Here is a 12,150-nt window from a genome sequence, read left to right on the forward strand (position 1 = left end):
TCACGGTCCCCTCCCGATGAGTGCAAAGCAGCCAGTGCGCCGCCCTCGCACTGGCTGTTTTATTTTGTCTCCGTTATCCGCCTCAGCGACGTCTCAGGATTTCATATTCTGTTTCGGGAATGGTGAGCCGATAGCCAATGCTGCCGTCGCCGATGGCGAAGTCGGCGCGGCCGTTCATGGAGGTCGGCACGACGCGCTCAAGCACCGTGCGGCTGAAGCTGTTATCCTCGAATTCGTGATCGGAGGGCGTATAGAAGCGCTCCGACCAGGCGACTTCGATCGCCTTCTTGCCGTCGAGCTCGGCTTCCTTGCAATTCAGCGTGATGCTGGTGGCGCCCATCGAGATGGCGCCATGCGATGCGGAGTTGACGATGAGCTCGTGCAGGGCAAGCCCCAGATGCACGGCGGCATTGGGTGTCAGATGCGCATTGATGCCGTAGATCGGCATGGGCACGCCGGCATCGGGCCAATAGGGGGCAAACTGCTTTTCCGCGAGTTCGAACAGATAGGCACCGCGCCAGCTCGAATCGGTGATGAGATCCTGCGAATTCGACAGGGATTGCAGACGACCGCGAAATTTGATGAGGAAATTGTCGACGGAAAGCGTGTGGCGGGCGGTCTGCGTGGCGATGCCCTGGATGATCGCAAGCAGGTTCTTGGAACGATGCGACAGTTCGCGCAGCAGCGACTTCAGAACCTTTTCGCGGTGGCGGCTCTCGGTGATTTCGGAGATGACGGACAATATGCCCTGCGGCTTGCGTCCGCCAATGCGTTCCATCTTCAGCTCGTAGACGCGTACGCCGTCGCCGCTGGCGATCTCGACCTCGGCGGTCGCCGGCTTGCCGCTCTCAAGCACGCCCCGCTTCAATCGCGACAGGTGCTCGCCATCCTTTTCGCCGAAGAGATGCGAATCGTTACCGCCGATGATGACACGCGGCTGAAGATGATCCGGCAGATTGTCGGCATAACGGATCGAAAGATTTACATCCTGAAACAGGATGGACACGCTGGCGCTGGCGAGCGCCCGCTCCATCAGAGCGGCTTTGCCTTCCAAACTCAAAGGCGCGCCGGGTAATGGGTCAGACGTATTCACCAGCTTGCCTTTCACTCGCATTTCGAGAACCCCGCCGACAGGGCGTTCTCACTCGTAACAACTTGAACCGACCTATAGAATCACCCCGGCTAATAGTCGGTAAACCGGCCGTTTCGAACACAAACGCCCGGTCATGGTCTTTGTTCCGCCGTGAGGTTTGCACTTGGATCAGGCGGCCACCTTTGTGGTTTCGTTAAAGAAAAGGGCCTGGCTGATGAGGGCCTTCACCATGTCCGGATTGAACGGCTTGGTCACAAGGAAGGTCGGCTCCGGCCGTTCGCCGGTCAACAGCCGCTCCGGGAAGGCGGTGATGAAGATCACCGGGATGCTGGCGGTCTTGAGGATGTCGTTGACGGCATCGATGCCCGAGCTGCCGTCAGCAAGCTGGATGTCGGCAAGCACCATGCTCGGCTTCGTTGCGTTGTAGAGCGCGACCGCTTCGGCATGCGTGCGGGCGATGCCGGTGACGCGATGCCCGAGACTTTCGACCATCTGCTCGATATCCATCGCGATCAGCGGCTCGTCCTCGATGATCATGATGTCCGTTGCCACCTGCCGTGAGATTTCCTGGGATGCGGTATCGAGCAGGTGCATGGCGTCGCTTTCCGAAATGTCGAGGATATCGGCGATCTCGCCGAGGCGGAAACTTTCGACCGATGCAAGCAGGAATGCCTGGCGGGCAAGCGGCGAAACCTTGGAGAGATTTACCGACGCGCGCTGTTCCCAGGCGAAGGGAGAGGCTGGTTCAGGAATCTGAAGTGTCACGGAACCGAACAGCTTCGTGAACAGTTTATAGAGTGCAACACGGTCGCTGTCCGTGTCCGGAAAGATGGTGATGTCGGCGATGATGGCTTCCAAAACCGCAGCAACATAGGCGTCCCCCGACGTCTGCGTTCCGGTCAAAGCACGTGAATAGCGCCGCAAATACGGAAGATGCGGCGCAATGCGTGTGGAAAGTGTCATCAATGGCTCCCGCCTTTTATCAAATTCTAATTAAATACAGCCCAGAGGCTGGAATGACTAACAAACGTCAGTTGAGTAAAAAAGTTCCTCTTTGACGGAACTTTTTTTAGGCAGTCGCATTACAATGCTTACAATCGGTCGACTTCAACCTTTACGATTCGTTAGGCAACTGTTTTGAATGAGGTCAACCGGTCTCCCGGACGGGGAGGCAAGGGCGCGCCTTATCCATGAACGCGAGACAATTGAGAAGCGAGCAGGCTAAATGACTATCCAGAATCACGAGGACGCAGACAAGAAGGCATCGGACCTGCGTGCGATGGATATCCTCGATCCCAACAATCAGATCGGCAATCGGCTGCGTTCGTTCTATGCTGCCGTGCAGGATGAAGCCATTCCCGATCGCTTCCTCGATCTTCTCGAGAAGCTCGATCATGCCGAGCGCATGGCTTCCGCAAAGGTCTCCGAATAGGAGGTGGCGCCATGGAAACGCAAACGAGCTTCAAGCGCGAACTCCTCGCGGCCCTGCCGAGCCTCCGGGCATTTGCCATCTCGCTGACCGGCCGTCACGACCGGGCGGACGATCTTGTCCAAGATACGATCATGAAGGCCTGGGCCAAGCAGGACCATTTCGAGATGGGCACCAATATGAAGGCCTGGCTCTTCACCATCCTGCGCAACGAACTCTATAGCCAGATGCGCAAGAGCGGCCGTGAGGTGCAGGACAGCGACGGCATATTCACCGAATCGATGGCGACGCATCCCTCGCAATATGGCGCCGTCGACCTGCAGGATTTCCGCAAGGCCTTGGACCAGCTGCCGCCGGATCAGCGCGAAGCCATCATCCTGGTGGGTGCGTCCGGATTTTCCTACGAAGAAGCCGCTGAGATTTGCGGCTGTGCGGTCGGTACGATCAAGAGCCGCGTCAATCGCGCGCGCCAACGGCTGCAGGAACTGCTTGATATTTCCGGCGAGGCGGATTTCGGCCCCGACGCCACCTCCGCGCCGTTGACCTCAAAGGCATTCGCCTTCTGACAAAAAAAGGCCCGGTCTCGCAACCGGGCCTTTTTCCTACGTCGATCCAATTCACACAGCTTTTATGCTTTCAGCCCCGTTGCCGGCCGCAATCGGGTTATTTTCATATTGGCGGCCGTTTCGGGCCTCCGGAGTAACCGGATCAATCGTCTTCGTCGCTCTTTCCAAACAGGTTGCCGAAGACGAGGGCGGCGGCAATGGCCGCAGTCATCAGCGGCTGCTTGCGAACGAGGCCAAGTGCCGCTGCCGCCATCGATTCCATCGCCAGCCGGCGCTCGCGGGCACGCCGTTGCTCCTGCTGGTTGATGATGGCCATGATGACGAGGACGATCAGCCCGAGCAGCAAGGCACCTGCCGCGATCAGCAGTGCCGAAACCGCCGCGCCATAGATCGTCGCAAGCCAGATGGCCGCGGCCACAAGCGCGAAAGCATAGGCTGTCAGCAGCAGAAGAGCCGCGATGGCAATAAAAATACCGTTGCGCTTGGTTCGCGCAACGGTACGGTTGAATGTGCCCGACAGAAGCAGGCCGAGGATCGGCGCGATCATCCCGCTACCCTAGCGGCGAGACAGAAGCAGAGCAACGGCAAGACCGAATGCAGCCGCCGCGCCGATGGTGGCGACGGGATGCTGGCGTACGGTCCTGCGTACTTCGCGCGAGCCTCTGGTGTAGCCGCGCTGCAGGTCGCGCAATAGCTCTTCGCCGCGAACAGTCAGATCATCAAATCCGGACTCGGCGCTTGCACGCAATTTCTTGCTCTGTTTGGCGCCGCTCTCGCCGATCAGCTTGGCGAAGGCTGCAACTTCTTCGCGCAGCGATTCGATCTGATCCTCGATGCTTGCCTCGACATCGTGCAGGCTGCTGCCATTGCGCTTGCCGCGCCCCGAATGGAGATTGGATGTAGCCATATTCAGCTCCCTTTCGCTTGCTCGAGCGCCTTGAGGCGCCTGTTATTCGCGATGATCGGAGGCTATCCGACACACCGAAAGACATGGCGTTCGGAACATCGGTTCCGATCACCTGCTCTCAACGCGCGGATGCAACAAAAAGTTCCGGAAGCTGCGCGATCGGGGATGGTCAGTAGATCAGTGCGCTATGAGCGAGGACGAAAGGCGCGCCATCGGCTGGGACGCGATTGACCCGCAAATTGCAGCCGAACACGTCCTGAAGATGCTGATCCGTCAACACATCCCTGACCGAGCCCTTGGCTTGCAGTCGGCCGTTCTTGAGCAAAACCATCCGATCGGCGAAAAGCGCGGTCAGGTTGAGGTCGTGCATGACGGCGATGACACCGCCGCCACGCCGGCAGAATTGCCGGGCAAGCGTCATGATGGTCAGCTGGTGGCTGATGTCGAGGCTGGAGACCGGCTCATCGAGGAGCAGCCAGCACGGCTTGCCGTCGATGACTGGCTCGGAAATCTGGCAAAGCACGCGGGCAAGCTGCACGCGCTGCTGTTCGCCGCCGGAAAGCTCCTGATAGAAGCGGCCTTCGAAGCCGCCGAGGTCGACGGCGGCAAGCGCCTCCGTCGCCGTGCGATCGGCCTGTTCCGGATGGCGGTTGCGGCCGCTGGTGAGGCCCATGCGGACGATTTCGCGGACGGTGAAGGGGAAGGATATCGAGCTTGCCTGCGGCAGGACACCGCGCATTTCGGCGAGCCGCCAGGCTTCCAGACTGCCGATTTCGGCACCGTTCATATGCACGGAACCGCGATAGGCGAGGTCGCCGGAGACCGCTTTCATCGTCGTGGTCTTGCCCGAGCCGTTCGGCCCGCAAATCGCCGTCAGCGTTCCCGCGTCGGCCGTGAAGGATATGTCCTGCACGACCGGCTTGCCGGCAAGCCGCACACTCAGATTGGAAACCTCGATCATCGCAGGCTCACAGGCTGATGCGCGTGCGCTGCCGCAGCAGCATCCACAGGAAGAACGGACCGCCGACGCCGGCCGTCAGAATGCCGATCGGCAGCTCGGCCGGGGAAACGATGGTGCGGGCAACGACATCGGCAACGATCAACAAGGAGCCGCCCAACAGCGCCGAGGCGGGCAGCAGAAAGCGATGGTCCGGTCCGATCACCATGCGCAGAATGTGCGGGACGACGATACCGACGAAGCCGATGCCGCCGCTGACGGCGACCGAGGCGCCGACCGCCGCGGCGACGCTGACGATGGCGATATTCTTCAGCCGCTGCACTGATATCCCCATGTGGAAGGCGGCGGCTTCGCCGAGTGTCAGCGCATTCAGCCCGCGGGCCATGAAGGGAAGGGGCAGCAGGGAAAGGATGATGATCGGGCCGGCGCCCGCGACCTTGCTCCAGGTCGAGCCCGCCAGCGAGCCCATGCTCCAGAAAGTGAGGTCGCGCAATTGCCGGTCGTCGGCCATGTAGATGAGGATTCCGGTCGCCGCGAGGGCGAGGGAGCCAAGCGCGATGCCGGCGAGCAGCATGGTTGCGATGGATGTTTGCCCGTAGCGGGTCGCGATCTTGTAGAGCAGGATTGTCGTTGCCAGACCGCCTATGAAAGCAGCAATCGGCAGGGCGAAGATGCCGAAAAGATGCGCAAGCGGAGCCAGCACGCCACCGCCCAGAACGATCATGGCGACCGCGCCGAGGCTGGAACCGGCGGACACGCCGATCAGGCCGGGATCGGCCAGCGGGTTGCGGAAAAGACCCTGCATGACCGCGCCCGAAACCGCGAGCCCGCCGCCGATCAGGAAACCAAGGACGGCGCGGGGCAGGCGAATGTCGAAAATGACGATGCGGTCGCGAATGCTGAGCGTGCTTTCGGCACTGCCGCGCAGCATGCCCATCATCACGTCGATGACCGAAGCGTTCGAGGCGCCTGTCGTGATCGAGAAGAGGAAGGCCGCCGCTGAGACCAGAACGAGGCCGGCGATGACGAGGACCGCAAGCGCGGTGCGATCCCCTTCGCGTCGGCGTGCCGTGGTTTGCGACATCTGCTTCAGTCCCGCCATGGCATCGTTGAATGCCACGTCAGCCTCCGTAGATCGCCGCGTTCAGCTCGCGGATGGCGCTTGCCGTGCGCGGCCCGAAGCCGAGCAGGTGCAGGCCGTCCATGCGCACGATCGCCTTGTGGCTCGCGGCCGGCGTCAGCGAAATGGCCGGCTGCTTGAGCAGGTCTTCGTTCGACATAGACAGCGGTCCTTCGCGATCCATGATCAGGATGACGTCGGGCTTGGCTTCGATGATCGCCTCGTCGGTCACCGACTTATAGCCGGAGAAGCCGCTGATCGCATTGATGGCGCCGGTGAGTTTGATGATGCCATCGGCGGCCGTGTTGCTTCCCGACGCCAGGATCTTGCCGTTCTGGTTGCTGAGGATAAAGAGCACGCGCTTGCGCTCGGCCTCCGGGCGCTTGGCCGAATCGTTGATCGCGGCATCGAGATCGGCGGCAACCTTGTCTTCCAGCGTCTTTGCCTTGTCCGGCACGCCGAGCAGCGCGCCGACGACTTCGATCTTCTTCAGGATGCCGTCGCGATCGTAATGCTGGGGCACGGTTTCGAAGGGCAGGCTGGCATTGTGCAGCACCGCCAGTGCTTCCGGCGGGCCGGAACCCTCGACGGCGATGATGGCAGTCGGATTGACTGCCAGAATGCCTTCCGGCGACAAAGCGCGCATATAGCCGACATCGGGAAGCTTGGTCGCGTCCTTCGGGTATAGGCTGGTGGAATCGCGGGCGATGAGCCGCTTTTCCTCGCCGAGCGCATAGACGATCTCGGTAACATCGCCGCCGATGGAGACGAGGCGCGAGGTGTCCAGCTTCTTGGGCGCTTCGGCGGCATGTGCATGGCGCACAAGGCTGCCGAAGCCGGCGATCGGATTGGCCGGCACGAGGGGCAGGGCCATCACCACCACGGTCAGGGCGATTTCCCATGGCCTGATAAGCTTGAAGTTTTTAAACATGGTCATGCACCATCTTTCATGCGGCGACGCTGGCGTCGGCTCTCGTCAGGCTTTCCATGATGGCACGCCAATCGGGGCGTTCATCGAAGCCCTCCTTCCGCTTGCCAAAGAACTGGATGATCATCTCGCCCTTGGCGTTGTAGGCTTCGAGCGACGTGACGTGGCCGTCCTTCGTCGGCTTGCGCACGACCCATGCCTCGGCAATGTGGTCCTGACGCAGGTGCAGATGGAAGGTCGGGTCCATGACGTTGATCCAGGGACCCATCGTCTGCACGTTGAAGATCGGGCCGGAGTGGATCTGCACGGTGCCCTCGTTGGCGACGAAGCACATGATCGGCAGTCCCTCGCGCACGGAGGCGTGCATCATTTCGGCGACCGCGCCGGCATCGAGCTTCCAGGCGTAGTCGTCGCCGACGCTGCTGATCGCTTCGTGGCGGCCGATCTTCAGCTTCTTCAGCATCCCGAAGAATTCGTGCGTATCGGTCATGCGGCTCCAGTGATCGCGCAGCTCGTCGCGGCTGACGTCGCCGTCGGTCGCGCCATTGTCATAGCCAGAGCGATCCTCGACGAATTCCTGCGACTGGTCTTCGATCCGCAGCTCGGCGACCATGGCGTGATAGGCTTCGACATTCGATTGAGGGCGCAGATGCACCTTGTGAACGGCATCGCCGGCCTTGTCGAAGAATTGCAGGCTCAGTCTCTTCTGATCGCCATCGGTCTTGGTAACGGCAAAGCCGTAGGCCCAGCGCTTCGGGAAGATGCGCAGATCGATGTTCTCGCCAAGCACGATGGCGGCCTGAGCGCCGAACTTCATGTTTTCATAAACGCCGATCTTTTCATGCACGGCGCTTTCGTTGCGCGACAGGGCCATGATTTCGCCGAGCGAGGCAATCCGGTCCAGGAAGCGCTCGACACTTGCATCGATGCGGATGGCCGAAATGCCGACCTCGGCCGCGACCAGCGCTGCCTCGGAAATATCGAGGCGCGCCGCGATATCGCGCTCGCGCATCTTCGGGTTTTCTGCGCGGAAAGCGCGGATTTCGGCGGGGGTCGGGCGGGTCGTCTCAGTCATTGTCATGCCTATTTGTTGAGTATCAGCTTGCCTTGGCGCGTAATCTTCATTCGGTAGATGACGCCTTCGTGCTTGATCATGATTTCGGTCTGGCCCCGGAAAATATCCGTGCTCTCGACAATTCTTACCTGCGGTGCGGCCGTGCATTGCACCGGCGGCGTTGGGGTCTTCTCAGCAATCATCCTGTTTAGTTTTGCCTGAAAATTCATCGGTGGCCGAACCGTTGTCCGGCCAAATTTATCTTGACTCTCATACTCATGGTTCCATAAAGACGCAATAGGAGACTGGTAAAGTCAAGTTTAAAATTTCGACGGCACACGCCAGGGCAGTTGGCCGGGCAAATGGACGTCAAAACACATTCAGGAGACATGCCGATGTTGACGAAAACGATCTTGGCGCTCGCCGCTTCGGGGCTGTTTGCTGCGGCATCTTCTGTTCCCGCCTTCGCCCAGGAAGCGAACGCGGCAGCGGCGCCCGCATCTGCCGCCCCTGCGGCTGTGCGCAAGCTCAACGTCGAACTGAACGCGCTCGCTCCTTCCCAGAAGGGATGCATGATGACCTTCGTTGCCGAAAACGACATGGCGACGCCGATCAACAAGATCTCCTTCGAACTTGCCTTCTTCAACGACAAGAATGCCGTCGACCGCGTCACGGTACTTGATTTCCGTGACCTGCCGCTCGGCAAGAAACGCGTGCGACAATTCGATATGCCCGGCGTGAAGTGCGAGACCGTATCCCGTATCATCATCAACGACACGCCGGTTTGCGATGGTCCTGCGGCCGGCGAATGCAAGGCTGCGTTGACGACCCACTCCCAGACTTCCGTTCCTTTCGAAGGCTGAAGCCATGGCAATGCGCTCGGCGAAAGTTTCCATGGAACGCCGCGCTGATGGCGGCTTGAATGACAACTATCCGAGCGTGCTGCCCGGCCATGAATTGACTGGCCTTGAAGGCGTACCGCGACCGCCGGCCGGCGAGGCTGTGGTACATTACAGCCGGTTTACGGAGATCAGTTCTTTCCCGACCCATCCGGCGGAGCCTGCGTCGGATGCATCCGAGCCGCCCGCTATGGACGTGTTGGTTGAAAAGTCGAGTGGTAATTTCTCTCTCAAAAGGAAGAATATTACCGCCGCTTACCTCGGCTCCTGCTTTTTTCACATAGCACTGGTTGTTGCGGTACTATGGTTCGCTATTCCGCCGTTGGACGACGTCCAGCAGGAAGAGGGTGATACGCTCAACGTCGTCATGCTTGGCACCTCCGATGTTGATGAAGTGGCGGCCGGGGAAAGAAGTAAGCAACCGCCGGAACCAGAGCAGGTCGAGGCTGAAGCGGTGCAGCCGGATACTGTACAGCCCACTGATGCTGAACCTGTGGAGGCGCAACCCACTCAGCCTCCTGATACGACCGAAGCGATTCAACCTGTCGAAACGAGTGAAGCCGCGCAGCCGACGACGGAAACCATGCAACCAACATCATCTGAGACCGTCGCCACGACGGAACCCCAGATATTGGCAACGCAAGCGCCAGCCGAGACTACCGTGGTTCAGCCCCCAACTGCGGAGCCGACGGTAGAAGTACAGCCTACAGAAACCGCGCAGGCTGTAGAGCCGCCTGCGGAAGTCGTGACGCCCGCCGAAAAGCCAGTTCAACCAGCCAAACCGGTTGATAAGTCGAAAGAGCTTGTTAAGAAGCCGGCGCCGAAGATCGTGAAGAGAAAATCGGGTTCCGAGGGTGAGGGCAAGCAGGACTTGTCAAAGGGCTCTTCGGAAGGCACCGAAGCAGCGCGTTCCGATAATACAGCACAGGCTAACGCGCGTCGAACCGGATCTGGAAACGCTGATAAATCAAACTATGACGGCAAAATCCGGACATGTGTCGAGCGCTATATACGGCGCGTTTCCCCAAGTGAGAAAAATTTGACCGTCGTAATTCGCTTTAGGATCAATGCGTCTGGTCAAGTGCTGTCGCCTGGCATTGCAGGTGGTTCGGGCAATTCCGAGGTTGACCAGGCTGTCCTTGCTGCGTTGCGTAAAGTCGGATCATGCCCATCTATTCCTAGCGAAATGGGTGTCTCAAGTTTGCTATACGTCATCCCAATCATGGTGCGCTGACGTATCGCCTTAAAATATGATGAAAATCCTCAACTTTATACTTTACTCCAAAACTCATGTTTAATATGGTCGCCTCGTGCTCGATGGAATCGAGCGCGCAAGAGCAACCAGCAAACGGGTGATGCATGGCGCGTAAGGGGAAGAGGGATTCTGGTCGTGAGAGCCGTCAGGCACAAGCGCCGGCGCAGGCTCCGGCGAAATCCGGTCTCGATGTCCGCAGCTTTCTCTATGTCGGCGGTCGCGATTGCCAGGTGGCGCATCTACGCCAGATCGCCAGCAATTTCGGCGCCGAACTGATCCATCACGACGGCGGCCTGCGCGAAGCGGTGTCCCGCATCGACACCGTGCTGCCCTCGGTCGACTGCGTCTTCTGCCCGATCGACTGTATCAGCCACGATGCCTGCCTGCGCGTGAAGACGGGCTGCAAGAAGTTTGGCAAGGCGTTCATTCCCTTGCGCAACGGCAGCAAGTCCAGCCTCGAACGGGCGCTGCAGACGATGAAAGAACGAGACGTTTCCCAATGATCGATAATGGCCCTGACGGGTTTATGCTGATCGGCCTGCACAAGCTGGCCGCACAGAATGGCGACGGGCTTGTGCCCGAACTCTATGAATTGCTGATGCGCCGCGCCGAAGAACAGCAGCGCGCGGCCAATGTCTCCTCCTTTCCGGCCTGGAAAGCGCGGCTGCCGGGAGAGGCGCCGGATCAGCCGTTGGACAAGAAGAACGGTGACGGCGGAAATGTCGTTGCCTTTGCGCCTTACGTGGATAAGACTGTCGCCCGTCGCAAGAAGGTCTGATCGTCGAACGAGGTTGCCATGTACATCGCCATGAACCGCTTCAAGGTCGTCATCGGTTTGGAGGGCGAATTCGAAGGGGTGTGGAGAGGGCGTGACTCCCGACTATCGGAAGTGCCGGGCTTCCTGGAGTTTCGGCTCCTGCGCGGCAAGGCCGATGTCGAGGAAGGTTATACGCTGTTCTCCTCGCATACCATCTGGCACAGCGAAGAGGATTTCATCAACTGGACGAAATCCGAGCATTTTCGCGCGGCGCACCGCAATGCGGGCGAGAACAAGCGGCTCTATTGGGGGCCGCCGCAATTTGAAGGCTTCAGCGTCGTTCCCGGGATTTGAGCTGGAGATAGCCAGCATCGCAGGTGACGGTGCCGGCTTTACGCTTTTGCGGCGTTTGTTCTGAAGAAGGCGCCGAGCGCTATCGCCGCCCAGCCGGCGATCATCCCCATCCCACCTGTCGGAGCGGCCAGCGGAAAGAGCGAGCCGCCGCCGAAATGGCGGTTGATCAGGTCGCCGGCAAAGATCAGCGTTCCCAATCCCAGCAGGACAGCGGCGATCGGTGCTGTGCGGATGCGGTCATAGCCGACATAAAGCGCCAGGAGGGCAGGGGCGTGGGCAAGGCTCATCGCGGAGGCCGCGCCGAGAAAGTGGGTATCGCCGCCGTGGGTCGCGGCTGCGGCGAGCGCGACGCCGCCACCGCCGAGAATGCCGGCAATAAACAGGGTGGCCGGACGGATTGTGGCACCGATGCTCATATCTTCCTCATTCCCTGTTCTGCATGTGGAAGGCCAGACGCTCGACCGGCTCCCAGATAATGGCTCGCAGTTTCTCGTTCTCGATGGTTTCGTCCATGGCGCGGCGAAAGCACAGAAGCCATTCGTCGCGTTCCTGGGGGCCGATGGCGGCGACGAAATGCCGGCTGCGCAGGCGGGGATGGCCGCGCTTCTCGACGTAGAGCTGCGGCCCGCCAAGATAGCCGGTCAGATATTCGTAGAATTTTTCCTGCGAGCCCTTAAGGCTGGGAGGATGCACGGCGCGGCAATTGGCGGCCTCGGGCAGCGTATCCATCAGTTCGTAGAAGCGCGCCGTCAGCGCCCTCACGGTACGGTCGCCGCCGATCGCTTCGTAAAGTGTGATGGTTTCTTCGCTCAAGCCTCGGCCCCTGTTTA

18 protein-coding genes are annotated in these 12,150 nt (G+C 60.1%); 7 read left to right on the forward strand and 11 right to left on the reverse strand.

The genetic code is table 11. The features are described from left to right. Window positions 1-82: 82 nt before the first annotated feature. Together ACIQWP_RS06500 and ACIQWP_RS06505 are read right to left on the reverse strand one after the other, a co-directional pair. Window positions 83-1,114: a sensor histidine kinase gene (locus tag ACIQWP_RS06500; protein WP_402783800.1), complete on the reverse strand. Its 1,032-nt coding sequence runs from the start codon at window positions 1,112-1,114 to the stop codon at window positions 83-85. Between the two features lie 147 nt (window positions 1,115-1,261). Next, entirely contained in the window at window positions 1,262-2,056 is a 795-nt protein-coding gene (locus tag ACIQWP_RS06505; RefSeq protein ID WP_402783802.1) for a response regulator, read from the reverse strand. Between the two features lie 262 nt (window positions 2,057-2,318). Between ACIQWP_RS06505 and ACIQWP_RS06510 the strand changes: the two genes are divergently transcribed. Beyond that, the gene (locus tag ACIQWP_RS06510; protein ID WP_402783804.1) at window positions 2,319-2,525 is read left to right on the forward strand and encodes a NepR family anti-sigma factor; all 207 of its coding nucleotides are present in this window, start codon (window positions 2,319-2,321) and stop codon (window positions 2,523-2,525) included. A gap of 11 nt (window positions 2,526-2,536) precedes the next feature. Further along, window positions 2,537-3,088, forward strand: a complete 552-nt coding sequence (locus ACIQWP_RS06515) for an RNA polymerase sigma factor (RefSeq protein WP_184702951.1) — start codon at window positions 2,537-2,539, stop codon at window positions 3,086-3,088. A gap of 142 nt (window positions 3,089-3,230) precedes the next feature. Here ACIQWP_RS06515 and ACIQWP_RS06520 read toward each other — a convergent pair whose 3' ends face one another. The 7 genes from ACIQWP_RS06520 to hemP form a co-directional block, all read right to left on the reverse strand. Next, on the reverse strand, window positions 3,231-3,635 hold the full coding sequence (locus ACIQWP_RS06520; protein WP_402783806.1) for a hypothetical protein: 405 nt from the start codon (window positions 3,633-3,635) through the stop codon (window positions 3,231-3,233). A 9-nt stretch (window positions 3,636-3,644) separates the two neighbouring features. Further along, window positions 3,645-3,995, reverse strand: a complete 351-nt coding sequence (locus tag ACIQWP_RS06525) for a hypothetical protein (RefSeq protein ID WP_402783808.1) — start codon at window positions 3,993-3,995, stop codon at window positions 3,645-3,647. Window positions 3,996-4,164: 169 nt separating this feature from the next. Continuing rightward, on the reverse strand, window positions 4,165-4,956 hold the full coding sequence (locus ACIQWP_RS06530; RefSeq protein ID WP_402783810.1) for a heme ABC transporter ATP-binding protein: 792 nt from the start codon (window positions 4,954-4,956) through the stop codon (window positions 4,165-4,167). A 7-nt stretch (window positions 4,957-4,963) separates the two neighbouring features. After that, window positions 4,964-6,055, reverse strand: coding sequence for a FecCD family ABC transporter permease (locus ACIQWP_RS06535; protein WP_402784371.1), 1,092 nt, complete (start codon window positions 6,053-6,055; stop codon window positions 4,964-4,966). Between the two features lie 19 nt (window positions 6,056-6,074). Beyond that, the gene (locus tag ACIQWP_RS06540; RefSeq protein ID WP_402783812.1) at window positions 6,075-7,010 is read right to left on the reverse strand and encodes a hemin ABC transporter substrate-binding protein; all 936 of its coding nucleotides are present in this window, start codon (window positions 7,008-7,010) and stop codon (window positions 6,075-6,077) included. A 10-nt stretch (window positions 7,011-7,020) separates the two neighbouring features. Next, entirely contained in the window at window positions 7,021-8,076 is a 1,056-nt protein-coding gene (locus ACIQWP_RS06545) for a hemin-degrading factor (RefSeq protein ID WP_402783814.1), read from the reverse strand. 8 nt (window positions 8,077-8,084) lie between these two features. Beyond that, window positions 8,085-8,258, reverse strand: a complete 174-nt coding sequence (hemP, locus tag ACIQWP_RS06550; RefSeq protein WP_047629363.1) for a hemin uptake protein HemP — start codon at window positions 8,256-8,258, stop codon at window positions 8,085-8,087. Between the two features lie 192 nt (window positions 8,259-8,450). Here hemP and ACIQWP_RS06555 point away from each other — a divergent pair, with 192 nt between their 5' ends. The 5 genes from ACIQWP_RS06555 (at window position 8,451) to ACIQWP_RS06575 (ending at window position 11,320) form a co-directional block, all read left to right on the forward strand. Then, window positions 8,451-8,918 (forward strand): hypothetical protein, encoded by a 468-nt coding sequence (locus ACIQWP_RS06555; protein ID WP_402783816.1) that lies wholly within the window; start codon window positions 8,451-8,453, stop codon window positions 8,916-8,918. Between the two features lie 4 nt (window positions 8,919-8,922). Then, a complete protein-coding gene (locus ACIQWP_RS06560) occupies window positions 8,923-10,188 on the forward strand; it encodes a TonB family protein (protein WP_402783818.1) in 1,266 nt (421 codons plus the stop codon). A gap of 125 nt (window positions 10,189-10,313) precedes the next feature. After that, entirely contained in the window at window positions 10,314-10,712 is a 399-nt protein-coding gene (locus ACIQWP_RS06565) for a DUF2325 domain-containing protein (RefSeq protein WP_402783820.1), read from the forward strand. Then, complete coding sequence (locus ACIQWP_RS06570; protein ID WP_402783822.1) at window positions 10,709-10,987, forward strand: hypothetical protein; 279 nt, start codon at window positions 10,709-10,711, stop codon at window positions 10,985-10,987. Before ACIQWP_RS06565 ends, ACIQWP_RS06570 begins: the two co-directional genes overlap by 4 nt. 18 nt (window positions 10,988-11,005) lie before the next feature. After that, window positions 11,006-11,320: an antibiotic biosynthesis monooxygenase family protein gene (locus ACIQWP_RS06575; RefSeq protein WP_402783824.1), complete on the forward strand. Its 315-nt coding sequence runs from the start codon at window positions 11,006-11,008 to the stop codon at window positions 11,318-11,320. 38 nt (window positions 11,321-11,358) lie between these two features. On the opposite strand, the gene ACIQWP_RS06580 is transcribed toward ACIQWP_RS06575, so the two are convergent. Both ACIQWP_RS06580 and ACIQWP_RS06585 read right to left on the reverse strand, forming a co-directional pair. Next, a complete protein-coding gene (locus tag ACIQWP_RS06580) occupies window positions 11,359-11,736 on the reverse strand; it encodes a DUF423 domain-containing protein (protein WP_402783826.1) in 378 nt (125 codons plus the stop codon). Window positions 11,737-11,743: 7 nt separating this feature from the next. Further along, on the reverse strand, window positions 11,744-12,133 hold the full coding sequence (locus ACIQWP_RS06585) for a group II truncated hemoglobin (protein WP_402783828.1): 390 nt from the start codon (window positions 12,131-12,133) through the stop codon (window positions 11,744-11,746). Window positions 12,134-12,150 lie beyond the last annotated feature (17 nt).

Origin of the sequence: Rhizobium sp. NPDC090279 (genome assembly GCF_044769665.1) — a bacterium.
GTDB lineage: Bacteria > Pseudomonadota > Alphaproteobacteria > Rhizobiales > Rhizobiaceae > Rhizobium.